This is a genomic window from Mongoliitalea daihaiensis (assembly GCF_021596945.1).
Taxonomy (GTDB): domain Bacteria; phylum Bacteroidota; class Bacteroidia; order Cytophagales; family Cyclobacteriaceae; genus Mongoliitalea; species Mongoliitalea daihaiensis.
On sequence record NZ_CP063779.1, the window covers coordinates 3,440,790 to 3,457,243 of the forward strand.

At 37.2% G+C, this 16,454-nt stretch carries 17 protein-coding genes; 3 read left to right on the top strand and 14 right to left on the bottom strand.

Annotation, left to right across the window (positions count from 1 at the left end; translation table 11 throughout):
- Window positions 1-7: 7 nt before the first annotated feature.
- Window positions 8-1,105, top strand: coding sequence for an o-succinylbenzoate synthase (locus tag IPZ59_RS14690; RefSeq protein WP_236136801.1), 1,098 nt, complete (start codon window positions 8-10; stop codon window positions 1,103-1,105).
- 57 nt (window positions 1,106-1,162) lie between these two features.
- On the opposite strand, the gene IPZ59_RS14695 is transcribed toward IPZ59_RS14690, so the two are convergent.
- From IPZ59_RS14695 to IPZ59_RS14735, 9 genes are all read right to left on the bottom strand, one after another.
- Entirely contained in the window at window positions 1,163-1,354 is a 192-nt protein-coding gene (locus tag IPZ59_RS14695) for a cold-shock protein (protein ID WP_236136802.1), read from the bottom strand.
- A gap of 154 nt (window positions 1,355-1,508) precedes the next feature.
- On the bottom strand, window positions 1,509-2,600 hold the full coding sequence (locus tag IPZ59_RS14700) for a lactonase family protein (RefSeq protein ID WP_236136803.1): 1,092 nt from the start codon (window positions 2,598-2,600) through the stop codon (window positions 1,509-1,511).
- A 31-nt stretch (window positions 2,601-2,631) separates the two neighbouring features.
- On the bottom strand, window positions 2,632-3,027 hold the full coding sequence (gene mnhG / locus IPZ59_RS14705; RefSeq protein WP_236136804.1) for a monovalent cation/H(+) antiporter subunit G: 396 nt from the start codon (window positions 3,025-3,027) through the stop codon (window positions 2,632-2,634).
- The gene (locus IPZ59_RS14710) at window positions 3,024-3,296 is read right to left on the bottom strand and encodes a cation:proton antiporter (protein WP_236136805.1); all 273 of its coding nucleotides are present in this window, start codon (window positions 3,294-3,296) and stop codon (window positions 3,024-3,026) included. Before IPZ59_RS14710 ends, mnhG begins: the two co-directional genes overlap by 4 nt.
- The gene (locus IPZ59_RS14715) at window positions 3,293-3,769 is read right to left on the bottom strand and encodes a Na+/H+ antiporter subunit E (RefSeq protein WP_236136806.1); all 477 of its coding nucleotides are present in this window, start codon (window positions 3,767-3,769) and stop codon (window positions 3,293-3,295) included. Before IPZ59_RS14715 ends, IPZ59_RS14710 begins: the two co-directional genes overlap by 4 nt.
- 4 nt (window positions 3,770-3,773) lie before the next feature.
- Window positions 3,774-5,282: a proton-conducting transporter transmembrane domain-containing protein gene (locus tag IPZ59_RS14720; protein WP_236136807.1), complete on the bottom strand. Its 1,509-nt coding sequence runs from the start codon at window positions 5,280-5,282 to the stop codon at window positions 3,774-3,776.
- Entirely contained in the window at window positions 5,279-5,632 is a 354-nt protein-coding gene (locus tag IPZ59_RS14725) for a Na+/H+ antiporter subunit C (protein WP_236136808.1), read from the bottom strand. Before IPZ59_RS14725 ends, IPZ59_RS14720 begins: the two co-directional genes overlap by 4 nt.
- Before the next feature lies 1 nt (window position 5,633).
- Complete coding sequence (locus tag IPZ59_RS14730; protein ID WP_236136809.1) at window positions 5,634-6,044, bottom strand: Na+/H+ antiporter subunit B; 411 nt, start codon at window positions 6,042-6,044, stop codon at window positions 5,634-5,636.
- Entirely contained in the window at window positions 6,041-8,347 is a 2,307-nt protein-coding gene (locus IPZ59_RS14735) for a putative monovalent cation/H+ antiporter subunit A (protein WP_236136810.1), read from the bottom strand. The genes IPZ59_RS14730 and IPZ59_RS14735 overlap by 4 nt, the downstream gene beginning before the upstream one ends.
- A 222-nt stretch (window positions 8,348-8,569) precedes the next feature.
- Between IPZ59_RS14735 and IPZ59_RS14740 the strand changes: the two genes are divergently transcribed.
- Window positions 8,570-11,125 (top strand): phosphoenolpyruvate carboxylase, encoded by a 2,556-nt coding sequence (locus tag IPZ59_RS14740; RefSeq protein ID WP_236136811.1) that lies wholly within the window; start codon window positions 8,570-8,572, stop codon window positions 11,123-11,125.
- Between the two features lie 60 nt (window positions 11,126-11,185).
- On the opposite strand, the gene IPZ59_RS14745 is transcribed toward IPZ59_RS14740, so the two are convergent.
- Genes IPZ59_RS14745 through IPZ59_RS14760 form a run of 4 tightly spaced genes read right to left on the bottom strand, consistent with a single transcriptional unit; the run spans window position 11,186 to window position 13,443 of the window.
- Complete coding sequence (locus IPZ59_RS14745) at window positions 11,186-11,572, bottom strand: CBS domain-containing protein (RefSeq protein ID WP_236136812.1); 387 nt, start codon at window positions 11,570-11,572, stop codon at window positions 11,186-11,188.
- Window positions 11,573-11,575: 3 nt separating this feature from the next.
- A complete protein-coding gene (locus tag IPZ59_RS14750; protein WP_236136813.1) occupies window positions 11,576-11,923 on the bottom strand; it encodes a P-II family nitrogen regulator in 348 nt (115 codons plus the stop codon).
- Entirely contained in the window at window positions 11,913-12,698 is a 786-nt protein-coding gene (locus tag IPZ59_RS14755) for a DUF1538 domain-containing protein (RefSeq protein WP_236136814.1), read from the bottom strand. Before IPZ59_RS14755 ends, IPZ59_RS14750 begins: the two co-directional genes overlap by 11 nt.
- Before the next feature lies 1 nt (window position 12,699).
- Window positions 12,700-13,443: a DUF1538 domain-containing protein gene (locus IPZ59_RS14760; RefSeq protein WP_236136815.1), complete on the bottom strand. Its 744-nt coding sequence runs from the start codon at window positions 13,441-13,443 to the stop codon at window positions 12,700-12,702.
- Between the two features lie 251 nt (window positions 13,444-13,694).
- Here IPZ59_RS14760 and IPZ59_RS14765 point away from each other — a divergent pair, with 251 nt between their 5' ends.
- Window positions 13,695-14,378, top strand: coding sequence for a potassium channel family protein (locus tag IPZ59_RS14765; protein ID WP_236136816.1), 684 nt, complete (start codon window positions 13,695-13,697; stop codon window positions 14,376-14,378).
- On the opposite strand, the gene IPZ59_RS14770 is transcribed toward IPZ59_RS14765, so the two are convergent.
- Entirely contained in the window at window positions 14,375-16,378 is a 2,004-nt protein-coding gene (locus tag IPZ59_RS14770; RefSeq protein ID WP_236136817.1) for an ATP-binding protein, read from the bottom strand. The two genes, IPZ59_RS14765 and IPZ59_RS14770, sit on opposite strands and share 4 nt — an antisense overlap.
- Between the last annotated feature and the right edge of the window lie 76 nt (window positions 16,379-16,454).

Consider the following 16,454-nt stretch of genomic DNA (forward strand, 5'->3'; position numbering starts at 1 on the left):
AGAACGAATGTCTTCAATTCACTCCATCCGATTCTCATACGTTTCCCATCTTTTGAAGTTTAACTTTGATGCAGGCACCTCTAGAGGGGTCTTACGTGAAAAGACAACTTATTTTATCCAAGCATCTTGTCAAAAGTTTATGCATGTTGGTTGGGGTGAAGCAGCACCTTTGGTTAACTTAAGCGTAGACGATATCCCAGATTTTGAAGAATATTTAAAAAAGTATTGCGATGACTTGGTATTTGAATGGGATTCAAGTGATCACAATCCTACCAAGACAGTATTAGATTGGTGTGCAAACTTCATTCCTGCTCAATTTCCAAGCATCCGCTTTGCTTTTGAAACAGCCTTGTTAGATTTTGTCCATGGGGGGAAAAGGTTGGTTTTTGATACTGATTTTTATACTTCCGAAAAGCCAATTCCCATTAATGGATTGATTTGGATGGGGGAAAGAGAGTTTATGTATGAGCAGATCAATGAAAAACTGGCTAATGGCTTTACATGTATTAAAATGAAAATTGGTGCGATTGATTTTGAGGAGGAATGTAAGTTATTAGAATATATCCGTTCCCGCTTTTCTGCAGATCAAATCACTTTACGAGTAGACGCAAATGGAGCATTCAGTGCTTCTGAAGCACTGAACAAGTTAAAAAGGTTATCAGAATTTCAACTTCATTCCATTGAACAGCCTATCGCTACCGGTCAATGGAAAGAAATGGCAGCATTGTGTCAACAAACGCCTCTTTCGATAGCGTTGGATGAGGAATTGATAGGAATATATGGGTTTGAGCAGCGCAGGCAATTACTAGATCAAATCAAACCACAATACATTATTTTAAAACCTAGCTTAGTGGGAGGATTGAAGGATTCACAAGAGTGGATTAGACTAGCAGAAGAGCGGGGGATAGGCTGGTGGATGACTTCTGCACTGGAAAGTAATGTGGGATTAAATGCTATTGCACAATTTACATCAACCTATCAAGGTTTAATGCATCAAGGTCTTGGGACTGGGCAATTATTTACCAACAATATAGACTCCCCACTCGTGGTAAAAAATGGATTTATTTCCTATAAAAAAGAGTTGCTTTGGTCCGAAATCTCATAAAAAAAGCCCCTCATAAGAGGGGCTTTTACTAGATGTCAATGCGTTTGTATATATAGATTAAACTACTTTTACATTCACTGCATTTAGGCCTTTTCTTCCTTCTTTAAGGTCGAAAGTAACTTCGTCATCTTCTCTGATTTCGTCAATCAAACCTGTTACGTGAACGAAATACTCCTTAGATGATTCGTTGTCAACGATAAAACCGAATCCTTTGGATTCATTAAAAAATTTTACTTTTCCTGTGTTCATGATAAATTGTAATTATTATATTTGATTCAAAGGTACGCATAGTTTCGTACCGTCAAAGCTTTTTTTAAAATAATTTTTTGATAAAGTTTCATATCACGTTCAAAAAATTCTTTCTTGATAGAAATTCAAGCATAAAATTACAAAAATATTTGGACTACCCATCTAGAGGAAATAAGTAGACGGGCTTATAGGTGGAAATCAATAAATCTACTTTAGTAAGTTTTCCAGTGGTAATCGATCGTTCAAATACCTGAATATCTTCAGAATCTTGATGGGCTACTAATAAGTATTTGCCATCTTTGGTGAGCGAAAAGTTTCGAGGAGTTATACCTTCCGTAGAAATACGCTCTAACAGCTCCAATGTTCCATCATCCTTGATTTTATACGAGGTTAGTTCGTTTGCCTCTCCACGATTGGAAACATAAAGAAATTTAGCGTCAGGAGATATTTTCACTTCAGCTGCACTCACTACTCCAACAAATGCAGGATCTGTTAATGCATAAGTTTCTATGTGTTGTATTTGATTATTTTGAAAAGTGTAGGCTCCAATAGCAGCACTGAGTTCGTGGACCAAGTAAAGGTATTTCCCGTTAGGGTGAATAGCCATATGTCGGGGACCTTCTCCAGCTTCCACTTCAAAATATACTTGTGTAGATGCTTGAAAGGGTACTGCAAAATCTGGTCTGTATTGGTAAGAAAAAATCTTGTCCGATCCCAAATCACATACAAACAAATGTTTGCCATCAGGGTGGAAAACAGTGCTGTGAACATGACTTTGAGCTTGTCTGGAAAGATTGATGCTACTGCCCTCATGTTGGACAGTTTGTACCTGTGTCAATTTCCCATTATTTACCTGATAAACAGTAAAATTCCCCCCCGAGTAATTGCCTACCACAAGGTATTTTTCATCGGGACTAAGAGCCAAATAGCAAGGGTGTGCTCCCAAGCTTGGTTGCTCATCAGTTAGCGTCAATGTATTTTTTATTCTGTCAAAAGCAAAAACTTTAACTTTTCCCTCATTGGTTTCTTCTACAGCAAAAACCCAATCTTGTGCTCGTGTAGCAATAACAAATGAAGGATTATTGACACCTTTTGCAATGGTAGATATGCCTAAAATACCTTCCTCAAAATTGAACGATAACAAGCCAATACCTTGGTCAAGATTGTCAGTATATGCTCCCAACAAAAAAGTATAGGTAGGCTTTAAAGTGCCTTCTTGAGGAGTCTCATCACATGAGATTAACATACTGAAAGCTAATATAGTTAACAGTATCCATTTAATCTTTTGATTCATCTTTTTTAGGGGCTTCTTCATGAGGGATTTCACTTCTCAACTCATGTGATTCATAATCATAATGTCCAGCTAGTTCGTCTATTTTGGTTTTATCCCAAGTAGGAGTTTTTGTGAAATAAGCCGCCCTTGCAAGCATATGACCACCTATGGAGATGGTTAAAAACACAAAGATAATGGTTGCAATAATGCGCGTTCCAACAGCCACCTCGTTGAAAAACAACCCCGCTGAAATTAACAGCAGTCCGATCCCGAGCGTTGAAGCCTTTCCTGTAATGTTGATTCTAAGGTACACATCTGGTTTTCTAAGAATACCAATGGACGATGATAAAATAAATAAGGCTCCTAGAAAGGAGAAAAGCATTAGCAAATAGTCTTTCATTTTCGTTCCCGTTGTTCAATGTAATAAGCATATGCTGCTGTACTCAAAAATGCGATCAAGGAAAACAGCATGGCAATATCCAAGAATGTACTTTGATTAAATACTACGCTGTATACTGCAATAATTCCAATAGAAATTAAAATCAGCATGTCTAAGGCAATCACTCGATCTGCTAAACTTGGTCCTTTAAGAAATCGGATAAACACCAAAATCACGGAGATTCCAAGCATAGGAATAATTACGATATGATAAAATTCATTCAGGCTCATCTGATTATACGGAGTAATTTGTTTTCAAATTTAATTTGAATTTCTTCTATAAAACTTTTCTTATCCTTGAGGTGCATCACGTGTATAAACATGACTTTTTTATCATCTGATACATCAATTACAACCGTACCAGGTGTTAAAGATATAATATTGGCAAGTAGACTGATTTCTCCATCTGTTTTGGCTTGCAAGGGATATTTGATAATTGCAGGCTCGAGGTCATCTTGAAAAATTGATTCCTTAACGGTCATAAAATTGGCTTTGATAATTTCCCAAAGCATTGTGAGTAAAAAGGAAATGAGAGTGGGTACTATATAGAAGTATTTACTTTCTCGTTTATTTGTAGTAATTATCCATAGAATGGTGAACCCTAGAAAAAAACCAAATAATAGATTTTCTTCAGTCAAGGTGCCAGTAGCCAATACCCATATCAGAGTCAGTAAAAGATTATTCAAAAATAAGGACTTTGCCATAGGACTATTTTTTTATGCTCAATATACCGTCAATGTATTCAGCTGGGTTCAACAAATCTACTGCTATTCTATTGGCTACGGAGGCTATGTTTTCAGCATCCAATCCGATGTAAAGGGAACAAACAGATAGAAAGATGATAGGTGTCAAGATTCCAAGTTTTTCTTGGAAAGAAAAGCTTTTCCAATCCTTTCCATTACGTATTGTACTCGGTTGATCCTTCCAGAAACTTTCTGTCCAAACTTTAGCTATCACCCATAATGTAAGAAAACTCCCAAGAATAATTGCAAAAGCTATGAAGTATTCTTGTTTTTCGAAACTTGATTGGACTAAATAGATTTTTGCCCAAAATCCAGACAATGGAGGAATACCAACCAAAGAGAACAAAGGAACGGCCATCAACAAGGCAAGTAAAGGGTATTTAGCGTAAATTCCTCCCTGTTCGGAGATCAACTGGCTTCCGGTGAGTTTACCAATGAAACCTGAAATTATAAATAGGTTAGTCTTGACTACGATGTCATGAATCAAATAAAATACGGCACCTGTTATCGCCAGTTCTGAACCAATCCCTATCCCAGCAATTAAAAACCCAATATGGCAGATAATGAGATACCCAAATATCTTTCCAAGATGTTGCTGACGGATGGCACCCAATCCTCCTGCAATAATAGTAAGAATAGCCAATCCTGATAAAGTGATGCTCATAAAGTTGTCACCAACAAAAAGTAAGGTAAACATGCGGAACAAAGCATATACACCAACTTTTGTCAATAATCCAGCAAAAATGGCTGAAATGGCAGCTGGTGGTGTATGATAAGATGCAGGTAACCAAAAATACATAGGGAAAATGGCAGATTTGATTCCGAAAGCAACCAAAAATATCCCAGCAGTCATGTTGACCAAACCTTGGTTTTCTATAGCTGGCATCTTGATCGCAAGATCAGCCATGTTAAGTGTACCTGTCAGACCATATATAAAAGCAATGCCAATTAGGAAAAATGTAGATGCTAAAAGGTTGAGGGAGACATACTTTAATGCTCCTTCCAGTTGGGCTTTTTTTCCTCCAAGCGTCAGTAATACAAATGACGAAATGATGACGACTTCAAACCACACATACAGATTGAAAATATCGGCGGTAAGAAAGGCTCCCTGAAGTCCCATAATCAGGAAATGCAGGACAGGGAAGAATCCGAATTTAAGACGCTCAGCACGCATACTCACAGTCGAGAAAATCGATACTGCAAGCAGGGAAATAGATGCCAATAAGCCCAAAGTTGTTCCCAAAGTGTCGGCTGCAAAAGTTATACCGAAAGGCGCAGACCAGTTTCCCGCCTGAGTTACTTGGATTCCATCCTGCCAATTTAATATAAATAACCAGCTACTAATTGCCAATCCAATGCATGAGAAAACCATGCTTAGTATTTTTTGAATTTTTACATGAAACCAAAAAAACAGTAGGACCATCGCCGCTGCCATGTGAAAAACTATTGGCAAAATGATAAAAGGATTCGTCATAGCTCTTCGTCAGTAGAATTAAGTTCATCCAAGTCGTCTGTTTCTAAAACATTGTACACACGCTTGATTAGAATGATTGCAAAAGATTGCAAGCCAAAGCCAATTACAATGGCAGTTAAGATCAATGCCTGAGGAATAGGGTCAGCATAGGCATCCGTAAAGACTTTCATTCCTTCCTCTATGACAGGTGGTTTTCCTTTGACAAGTCTACCAATTAAAAATATCAAAAGATTTGCTCCATTTCCTAGCAATATTAGGCCAATGATCATTTTAAACATACTTCTCCGTAAGAGCATATACAGGCCACAAGCGTGTAACAATCCAATGATAATAACAAGTAATACCTCCATATTAGACAGTTTCAGCAATTGTAAACATAATCGTCAAGGTAGTTCCTACGACAACGAAATAAACACCAATATCAAAGAAAAGAGCAGAACCTACCATTCCTACAAACTTGAATGGTTCGTCAAACCAAAGCCCAGTCATGGCTGGTAAGGATAGCACCCAAGGAGAAAGACCGGCAATTAGGCAAATCATTAAGCCAAAAGGCATCAAAAAACCTGGATTTACACGGATGATGGTTCGTGTTTCTTTCAATCCATGGGCAAAGGAATGAATTAGAAAAGCCACAGATGCCATCAATCCTCCAACAAACCCTCCTCCGGGTAAATAATGCCCCCGTAGGAGGATAAATATTGAAAATAATAATAAGAGCGGTAACAAGTAATTAGATGCTGTTTTAAATACGAGTGATTTCATTGGTCTTTAGCAGGGTTTAAATTCAATTTAATTAAGCTAAATACGCCGATAGCTGCAATAATTAAGACGGTGGTTTCTACCAAGGTATCCATACCCCTAAAATCGACAAGTATCACATTGACCACGTTTCTTCCTTTAGCCAATATATATGCATTGTTTGCATAATATTCAGAAATCTCAGTGGATGAAGGCTCTACAAATACTTCTAGAGTTAAGATCGCAATTAGTAAACCAAACAATATAGATACAACCGCATCACGAACTCGTATGCGATTGGAAGAAAATACTTTATTTTTTGGAAGCTTAAAGAGTACCAACATAAATAATAATACAGTCAATGTATCAATAGAAAATTGGGTCATAGCCAAGTCTGGTGCAGAATAGAAGAGGAAAAATAGACAGTTTGCGAATCCAATTACACCGAGTGCCACAATGGAGGCCGTACGAGAAGTGGAAAGAATCGCAAATAGAATGGAAATGATCATCAACGTTACTACAATTACTTCGGAAGGAGTAACTGCTGAAATCTGATTCCAGTCAATGTATATGGATACTCCTTCGTACAGTCGGTAACCCATGATAATCGTCAAAAAGGCGAGAATGCTTAATACATAATTTCTCAAATACCCGTTTTGTACGAGTCGCGTCCAATATCCTGCAAATACCCAAAATCCTGTAGCAAAATTTTCAATAAATGTCTGCGGAGAGATTTTTTCAAAAGGAATTGTTTTTTCTAGTTTTTGTAACGTAGGCTTCCAATATACAAATAGCAAAGTTCCTGCGATTAATGTCAAAATGCTTAGTAACAAAACCCAATTAAATCCATGCCATAAAGAGAGGTAAATCTCATTTGTATTACCTGAGATGCTCTCATACACAGGCTGCATAAGGCTTTTTTCAAGTAATGCAGGAAATGCCCCAAATAGTACTGTACCTATGCCTAAAATGACAGGCGGAATCCAAAGAAAAGCTGAAGGTCCTTTTACGCTGGCTAATTCATTACTCAGGCTTCCTGAAAAAGGTTTGATGCCAGCCCAAAAACCAGCAACCAATAAGAGTATCTTAGCAAACAAAAGACTGCTTGTCAGAAGCCAAGCAAACTCAGGATTGTGAAAAGTTGATTCATACATGAGCTCCTTACTAAGGAATCCAAGAAACAACGGAAACCCTGCACTAGAAAGGGCAGCAATGTAACCCGCTATTGCTACTGGTTTCATTACATGCTGCAGGCCTTGAAGTTTGGTAATATCTCTAGTACCAGTTTGATGATCGATAATTCCAGTGATCAAAAATAATGCAGCTTTGTACAGTGCATGCGTCAAAATAAAAACACTCGCTGCTAAAAGAGCCTTTTCTGTTCCTACTCCTATCAAGAATACCAACATGCCCAATGCTGAGATGGTAGAATAGGCCAAGATACCTTTCAAATCAATGCGAAATAAGGCATGAATAGCCGCATACACCATGGTAATTCCACCAACAATAAGAAGGGTTTGATTCCATAAAGCGGTTGATCCCAATAAAGGAGTCATTTTTGCAAGTAAGAAAATACCAGCTTTTACCATAGTAGCTGAGTGCAAGTAGGTACTTACTGGGGTAGGGGCTTTCATTGCTCCCGGCAACCAAAAATGAAAAGGGAACTGAGCCGATTTGGTAAAAGATCCAATAAAAATAAAGAGTACAATCCAAGTATAGGCACTTGATTCTAAAATAATGGATTTATTGGCAGCTAAATCACTAAATGAGTAGGTGCCACCGACTGACTGCAAAAGCAAGATACCTACCAAGAGGACTAAGCCTCCCAATCCTGTGATAGATAAAGCGGTTAGCGCTGATTTTCTGGATTTTGGATCTTCGTTATTGAAGCCAATTAGAAAAAAGGAGCTGATGCTCGTCAATTCCCAAAAAATAAACATAACCAAAAGATTGTCTGAAAGTACAACTCCAAGCATAGAAGCCATAAACATGGAGAGGTATCCATAAAAACGATCAATATATGGATGGCCTTTGAGATAATAAATTGAATAAAAATAAACCAATGAACCAATACCAGTAATCATCAATGCGAACAACATGGATAGACCATTCAGCTCAAAATCTAAATTTATGCCAAGACTCGGAACCCATTCATAGCTCCAGGTTAACTTAGTTTTTGAGGAAAGGGAATTGATATGTGTTAAGAAATAACTAAACAGAAGTACTGGTAAAAAGGAAAAAACCCAAGGAAGATACGTTTTAGCAATCTTTCCAACAAAAGGTGTAAGGGCAGCAAGTATAAACCCAGATAATACAACTAAAAGCATCTAGATGTAGATTAGTACGTTTGCAAATTACAAAAATAATTGAAGTGATTGATATCATTTTTTTCGCTTTAGAAATCTCATTTATTTTATTATTTTTAATAAATAGGCATTTCAATGATTCAATTGATAAAAAAATGGCTCAATTAATACAAATAATCATTTTAGTGGCTAGAATAATTAATTTAACTATATTTGATAGTTAAAATACACTCAAACCTAATCATGCTTAAAAATAATTATCAGACCGAAGTCGCAAAAAGGTTTACTATTTACAATAGTTTATTTTTAGACCTTCCTTTTCAAGATATCAACAAAACAGGTACGCTGCTTCCTATTTTAGCCAATAAATGCGAGGAGGGATTTAATGCATCTAAGACCCCTAAAGAGATTATCCAAGGATTTTTTTCAGAATTAATGCCCAATCAATCTGAAGCGGAGCAACATGCCTTTTTATTTAAAATGGTTCAATACGTTGAACGTCAAGTTGTTTTGTTTGATTCGATTGAAGATACTGCATTTGACAAAATACATGATTTAAAAGGAAAAGGCAGTATTCAAGCCTTGGTTACCCGGGTGGGTAACGATCGGAAAAGAGAGGAACTTATTGAAAAGTTAAAAAATTTTTCTGTTCGCCTGACCTTGACTGCCCATCCAACACAATTTTATCCTGGCAATGTACTGGGGATTATTACTGATTTGGAGGAGGCTATCAAATCCAATGATTTAGGAAATATTAACCTGTTGTTGCAACAGTTGGGCAAAACCCCCTTTATCAATAAAGAAAAACCAACGCCCTTAGATGAGGCTGTAAGTTTAATCTGGTTTTTAACCAATGTTTTCTACGTATCCATACCCGATATATTAATTCGATTGCTCCGCATGTTGGATATTCCTTTGCATGAGTGGGAAAACCCAGGATTATTGAAAGTGGGATTTTGGCCCGGGGGAGATCGAGATGGAAATCCATTTGTTACGCATGATACGACCATTCAGGTGGCCGAAAAACTTCAAAAGTGGATTCTAAGATGCTATTACAGAGATATTAAAAAGATTCGTAAGCGTTTGACATTCAAGAATGTAGAACCTATCATGGTTAAAGTTGAAAATGGTCTTTTCAATTCATTGTTTGATAATCAAAACTATTACCATACCAAAGATGAACTGTTAGCTGATTTATTAGAGGTAAGGCAGGCATTGATCACGCAACATGATGGCTTGTTTTTAGAATCTTTAGATGAGTTTATTCTAAAAGTAAGAATCTTTGGTTTCCATTTTGCTAATATGGATGTGCGTCAGGACAGTAGGAAGCACGATGCTTTGTGGGAGGAGATCATTGAAGAAACAGTAGGCGAGGAGGCCCTATCCGCATTTCAAGCCAAAACAGCAGATGAGAAAATCGAATACATCTTAAATTTTGAGCCAGCCTTAGAGGGTATTGACTTTAAAGAACCCTTTCATAAAGAAATGCTTAAAAGCTTTGATGCGATCAAATCTGTACAAAAATCCAATGGAGAGGATGGTTTGCATCGATATATTATCTCCAATTGTCAGTCGGCCTTTCATGTTTTGGAAGTCTTCAAATTAGCATTGTTATCGTGGGGAAAAGATGTTGCCCAATTACCGTTGGACATTGTACCGCTTTTTGAAACCATTGATGACTTGGCCGAAGCCCCGAAAATAATGGAGCAGCTGTACACCAATCCTGTTTACAAAACGCATCTGCAGACTCGTAACAACAAACAAACCATCATGTTAGGCTTTTCAGATGGAACCAAGGATGGAGGCTATATCCGTGCAAATTGGTCTATTTTAAGAGCGAAAGAAGAGCTAAGCAAACTATCCAAAACGTATGATATCAAGGTGGTTTTCTTTGATGGTAGGGGTGGACCTCCTGCGCGGGGAGGTGGTAATATGCATAATTTTTATGCTTCGCACGGGTCTCAGATTGAAAACGCTGAAATTCAAGTGACCATCCAAGGGCAGACCATCTCAGCCAATTATGGAAAACCGGTATCCTGTACCTATAATTTCGAACAATTGTTATGTGCAGGAATTGAAAACGAGCTCTATCCTTCGGCAGAGAAGAATCTTAATCCATATCAGCGAGCTCTGATTGATCAAATGGCGGCAGTTTCTTATCAATTCTACAAGGATTTCAAAGCACACCCAGCCTTTTTATCCTATTTAGAGCATGTTACCCCCCTCAAATATTTTGGTCAAGTCAACATCGGTTCGCGTCCGCTCAAAAGAGGAAAGGATTCTGGATTGAAATTCGAAGATTTAAGGGCCATTCCATTTGTGGGTTCTTGGGCACAGATGAAACAAAATATTCCAGGTTTTTTTGGAGTAGGAGCTGCATTAGGTGAGTTAAAAAAGGAAGGCAAGTTTGATGCAGCCAAACAGTTGTACAACGATTCCTTATTTTTCCGATCTCTCTTAGGAAATTCTATGCAGTCGCTTGCAAAGTCTTTCTTCCAAGGTACGGCTTATTTGAAAGATAATCCAACCTATGCGTCTTTATGGAATCTGATGTTTGAAGAATATCAGCGAACGGTAGCGCTATTATTGGAAATTTCAGGAATGGATACCCTGCTTCAGGATAACCCTACCTCTAAACAGTCCATTGCCATTCGTGAAAAAATTGTCCTGCCGTTGATTACCATTCAGCAATATGCCATCCAAAGCATGTTAGAAAGGGGAGAAGATGATCCTGTTTTACAGAGACTTATTCTGCGTACCATGTTTGGAATTATCAATGCTGCGAGAAATGCTGCTTGATGGAATAAGCTGTCTTTAGGAGGATGCCTAGTCTTCACTAAAGACAGCTATTTAAAGTGCTCAAAAACAATTTAAAAGAGATTGATAGGAAATAACGCCTAAGAGCTGTCCTCCTTCTTCTACAGGAGCAAGACTGATTTTAGCCCGTTTGAATAGTCTTGGAATGTATCTTACATTCATATCTGATGGAATTGTGATTACAGGCTTACTCATGATTTCGTAGATATTGGTTTCCTTTGGATCCAAATCATTCATTTTTACCTTGGTAATCAAGTCTTTACAAGTAATGATTCCATAAGCATCTTGCTTGTTTCTTTTAGAAATAATAAGCATATCAACAGCATGTTTTTTCAATAACTCTGCTGCTTCGAAGGCAGTAGCAAGACCATCAATGAATACGATTTTAGTATCCATGATATCTTTGGCTATCAGATTTGTTTGTTCCATGGCTTAAAGGTAATTGTTTTTAACACGTTCTTTAATTTGCTCCAGCTGACTCTCCAATCCGACCACTTTTTCCACACTCAATGAAAAGGCAATCCCATGACCAGGCTCATTCAGTTTCCCCTCATTTTTGATGGCGGTTAGGATGCTTTCAGTCGTATGTTCCTCCACCAAAAACATCAAAACCTCAGTTTGATCCATAATGGAAAGACCAAAAAAGGATTTGGACTCCTTCGATCCACTTCCCCGGCCCGTCAAAGAAACATCTCCTGTAGCCCCTGCCTTTCTTGCAGCTTCTAGTACTTTTTGAGAGTATTCAGGCTTGATCAAAGCCATAATGACTTTAAACTTCATGTCGTTTTTGTTTAAATAGTTGAACTAACTCTAAAATCTGTGCATATACTAAGACCGAAATAATCGGGAATAAACTCGCGAGGGCTATCAATCCAAATCCATCTACCGCAGGATCTCGGCCGGGCACTACACTTGCCAGTCCAATACCTAGTGATGCTACGATTGGTACTGTTACTGTAGAGGTCGTAACCCCTCCTGAATCATAGGCAAGCGCAATAATTGATTTTGGAGCAAAAATAGTTTGGATCATCACAATAAGATAACCAGCAATGATAAATATATATAAAGGAATCCCCACTACTATTCGAATGGTACCAACTGTTAAAGCGAAGGCTACTCCCAAAGCAACTACGACCCTCAAGCCCCAAGTACTGATCGTGCCACCTGAAGCAGCATTAGCTTTGATAGCTACAGCAATAAGAGAGGGTTCTGCTATCGTAGTTGCAAACCCAATACATGCAGCGAATATATAAACCCAATAATAAGCTGTCCAAGAATCAAGGTCGGCATGAAAAGAAGCAATGAAATCCTTGTCAGAAAGTTGAAAAGCCATCATTTCACCAATTGGGAAGAGTGCTTTTTCTAAGCCAATTAAAAAAAAAGTTAATCCCAATATGACCATTAATAGACCAGCTACCACTTTTTTTACATCCTGTAAGGGTCTTCGGAGAATCAAATACTGAAAAATCCAAAATAAAAGGACCACAGGTGCCACATCAAGTATAGTGGTCCATAATACCAGAAAAAAATTTACAGAAAAGTCGAAAAATACCATTTTACAAAACAATTAAACCATAAATCATTACAAAAATCATAGGCATCATCACAGCAATAGCGATCAATCCAAATCCATCCGTCAGGGGATTTCTACCTTTTATGCTGGAGGCTAAGCCCACTCCTAAAGCAGTTACTAAGGGTACCGTAATGGTTGAGGTGGCCACTCCTCCGGTATCATATGCAATTCCAATGATTTCTTTTGGCGCAATAAAGGTCAAAATAACTACTATTGCATATCCACTGATAATGATGTACTGTAGTGGCCAATTATTAAATATACGTAGAACTCCTATAAGAATTGCAAATCCAACTGAAATGGCAACGGATACTCTTAATCCTCTGGCAAATGCATTCAGTGATGAATTTTCGGAACCAATATAGCCTGCCTCCGAAGATACTCTGGCGGCCTCTTTGGCTACAGCAATTAAGGCAGGTTCGGCTATGGTAGTGGAAAACCCCAAGGTGAAGGCAAATAATAGAATCAAAAAGACGTTTCCTTTATTGGTGAGAGCAAAAGCCATTGAATTTCCCAAAGGGAATAAAGCCCACTCCAATCCTTCCATAAATAAGATGAGACCAATCCATACTAGTAAACTACCGATTATTAAATCTTGATAGTTTGGCAGTGGTTTTTGTAGAATAAGGAACTGAAAAACTAAAATGACTACAATAATTGGCAAAAGGTCAACCAAAGCTGAATAAATCTTACTAGTGATGTAACGAGCTATTTTTGGCCAATTCAAAATAAGGGGTTGTTTTAAATGAGATGATTATCAAAAATATAAAATTTGATTTTAACTCATGGTCATTTCTTCAGCTTTAATTTATCGAAAGTTTTAGTAGTCAGTTATTCAAGTATTGTTTTTAACTAAGGAGAGTATTTTTAGGTAGACAAGTAACTCATTGATTCCACCTCCATTGATTGCTGCTTACCTAATAAAATGATACCTTAGAGCAATCAGATAAATTTAAAATTATCCATAAACCTATTGCCATGAGTCCTGTCCCAGGTTATTTTAAGAAGGTAAAACAATATTGGACTTCCGATAATAGCTTCATTTCACTGATGTTAATGCTGCTATTTATAGTATTTGTTTTGCCCATCATTGTCTCCCGTGAGAGTGATACAGATATGCTGCAAAATATATTTTTAGTTGTTCTTTTTATTGTAGGTATCTTTTCGGCCAAAAAAAAAGTTCATTTTTGGTTGTCAATAGTGTTGGTCAGCATTCATGTGTTATTGAGGATCATCAGATTTATGGACAATCCTTTCCAATTTTTGGAGTTGGAGCGAATCGTTATAATTCTAAATTTAGGAGTCTTTATTTTAATCAACTTCAAATTACTTTTCAGAGATCAGGAGGCTAATGTCTATAGAATTGTGGGTGCTGTAAATGTGTATTTATCAGTTGCTCTCATGGCCACTTTTGCCTTCGAATTGGTTCATTTATATTTCGGGACTTCCATAGCAGGAAATTTGGAGTTGAGGGGAAATGACTCAGATTTTGCAGAGTTTATGTATTTCAGTTTGGTAAGTATCAGTACCGTAGGCTTTGGGGATGTGCATCCAACCAATATTCACGCAAAAATGATTTCTTCTTTTGTATCTGTTTTTGGAATACTATATCCTGCTATTGTTATAGCAAAGTTGGTCAGCATCAGTACAAAAAGAGATTAAGTATGTAATGGGAGGATAATGGAAACTTTGGTTCCTTTGTTTTCTTCGGACTCAATCTTAATTTCTCCATTTATATAGGCTAAGAAATCCTTACACAAGATCAAGCCCAATCCAGAACTGACTTCACCTGCAGTGCCCGGACGACTGTTTTTAGCGTCAATTTTGAAGATATTCTGCAACACTTCCTGATTCATACCAATGCCTTCATCAATTATGATAAGGATCAACTTTTCATCCTCTTGAATGGCTTGGATATGTATAGTTCCTCCTGCAACGGAAAATTTTATTGCATTGGATAGGATGTTACGAACAACAGTATCCAATATATCTTTATCAGTGGTGATATGAATTGGATTTTCCAGCTCATTGGTTACCAATAGCTGTTTGTTTTTTAGATTTTCCTCAAATAACTGTAGATTTTTTTGAATCTCTCTAGTCAAGTCCAATGGTTGGGGATTCACATGAACCTTACCACGTTGAGACTTTGCCCACTCAATGAGGTTACTGAGTAAATCTGATGCCCGCCGCGCCGCACCCGATACTGTAGCAGTCATAAGGAGAGCACTTTCGGTGTTTCCATTTTTTAAGTCTTCATTGATCAAATCCAGTGAAGCAGATACAGATTTTACAGGCCCCTTTAAATCATGGGCAAGAATTGCAAAAAACCGGTCCTTTTCTCCATTCGTTTGTTCTAACGCTTTATTTTGCTCAGAGATAATTTTATTTTTCTCACTTAAATCCGAAAGTAGCTCAACCTGTTTTTTATTATTTTGAGTGAGAAAATATATAAAAACTGACGTAAATAATACAACTATGGTAATTCCAGATAAAATAATGCGCATCTGTACCTTCTTATTCAATAGTTCACGTTTACTTTCCTGAAGATTATATTGAAATTCTAGGGTTTTAAGCTGAGTCAATAAATCTTTTTCTCCATATTCCTGTATTAAAGGAACCTGCTCCAATAAAAAATTATATGCACTTTGATAATCTCCAATAGATGCATAATTACTATGAATAATATCGTTTGCCATAAAGATATATACCGGTACATCCTGTTCTATGGCGATTTCCAATGCTTTTTTTGATAATTCAATTGCTTTCTCAGGTTCTTCTAAATTACCAATGGAGTACACACGTGACCAATTCAAATAAACCAAAGGTAAGTCCTCATACAATTCTTCTCGCTCAAGGAGTTGGACAGTTTCCTCAAATAAAGCCACTGCTTTTTCAAATTGTTTGGTTGACACCAAGTAACTTCCTTCAATGATGTTTGTAGAAATAATCAGATCGTACCGTTTCGCATTGGAAGCATGATATTTACTAGCTTGAATAGTATTGACCAAAGAATCATCTTTTACTTTTAAATCAGGTTCGAGAGCTAGTTTTGCACCGTAGGAAATTGATGGATTAGAGGATATAAAACTTCCAAAAAGACTTCCATCTTTAATATACCACATCTCAAGTAAAGTAGCTGCTATTCTATTGTATATTCTAGCCAACATTACAGGATCTGGATTATTGGAGAAATAGATTAAAGATTGGTTGAGATAACTCATGGCAAGTTCATAGTTTTTACTAGCCCGAAAAGTTTCCCCCATGGTTCTCTTAACTTTAGCTACATCCTCAAATGATTTTAACTGTTCAAACAACTGAAGCGCTTGGCCAAGATTTTCTATGCCGCTGATGTAATCTCCTTTTTTGTTTAAACTCATGCCATATACTTCATGAGCTCTTGCTAGCATCCGTTTATCCTTTAATGAATCTGCAAAAAAAATCCCATACAAGGCCATCGAACTGCTTAAAGACGTATTCAGTTCATTAGATGCCTGATCAATGATGAGTTCAAATCTACGCTCTAATTTTTTTTCTTTGTAAAATATACGCTTTACTGAATCAGGAAGAACCACCTGTTTGGCTTGAGTTTCAGAAAAGAGAAAAAATGTAATTACCAAAATAATTGGAAACCCTATTAAAAATTCGAAGGATAAACGCTTCATGTGGTACTTGATTACTGAAAACCTCCACCGAAGTTGGCGAAAAATTATGTATTTACAATCAAATATCTTAAAAAAA

Excerpts from the sequence above, each read along its gene's own strand:
- IPZ59_RS14725 (WP_236136808.1), bottom strand. The coding sequence starts at position 5,632 with ATGGAGGTATTACTTGTTATTATCATTGGATTGTTACACGCTTGTGGC.
- IPZ59_RS14710 (WP_236136805.1), bottom strand. The coding sequence starts at position 3,296 with ATGAGCCTGAATGAATTTTATCATATCGTAATTATTCCTATGCTTGGA.
- IPZ59_RS14735 (WP_236136810.1), bottom strand. The coding sequence starts at position 8,347 with ATGCTTTTAGTTGTATTATCTGGGTTTATACTTGCTGCCCTTACACCT.
- IPZ59_RS14700 (WP_236136803.1), bottom strand. The coding sequence starts at position 2,600 with ATGTTAATCTCATGTGATGAGACTCCTCAAGAAGGCACTTTAAAGCCT.
- IPZ59_RS14695 (WP_236136802.1), bottom strand. The coding sequence starts at position 1,354 with ATGAACACAGGAAAAGTAAAATTTTTTAATGAATCCAAAGGATTCGGT.
- IPZ59_RS14750 (WP_236136813.1), bottom strand. The coding sequence starts at position 11,923 with ATGAAGTTTAAAGTCATTATGGCTTTGATCAAGCCTGAATACTCTCAA.
- IPZ59_RS14755 (WP_236136814.1), bottom strand. The coding sequence starts at position 12,698 with ATGGTATTTTTCGACTTTTCTGTAAATTTTTTTCTGGTATTATGGACC.
- IPZ59_RS14715 (WP_236136806.1), bottom strand. The coding sequence starts at position 3,769 with ATGGCAAAGTCCTTATTTTTGAATAATCTTTTACTGACTCTGATATGG.
- IPZ59_RS14730 (WP_236136809.1), bottom strand. The coding sequence starts at position 6,044 with ATGAAATCACTCGTATTTAAAACAGCATCTAATTACTTGTTACCGCTC.
- IPZ59_RS14765 (WP_236136816.1), top strand. The coding sequence starts at position 13,695 with ATGAGTCCTGTCCCAGGTTATTTTAAGAAGGTAAAACAATATTGGACT.
- mnhG (WP_236136804.1), bottom strand. The coding sequence starts at position 3,027 with ATGAAAGACTATTTGCTAATGCTTTTCTCCTTTCTAGGAGCCTTATTT.
- IPZ59_RS14720 (WP_236136807.1), bottom strand. The coding sequence starts at position 5,282 with ATGACGAATCCTTTTATCATTTTGCCAATAGTTTTTCACATGGCAGCG.
- IPZ59_RS14690 (WP_236136801.1), top strand. The coding sequence starts at position 8 with ATGTCTTCAATTCACTCCATCCGATTCTCATACGTTTCCCATCTTTTG.
- IPZ59_RS14770 (WP_236136817.1), bottom strand. The coding sequence starts at position 16,378 with ATGAAGCGTTTATCCTTCGAATTTTTAATAGGGTTTCCAATTATTTTG.
- IPZ59_RS14740 (WP_236136811.1), top strand. The coding sequence starts at position 8,570 with ATGCTTAAAAATAATTATCAGACCGAAGTCGCAAAAAGGTTTACTATT.
- IPZ59_RS14745 (WP_236136812.1), bottom strand. The coding sequence starts at position 11,572 with ATGGAACAAACAAATCTGATAGCCAAAGATATCATGGATACTAAAATC.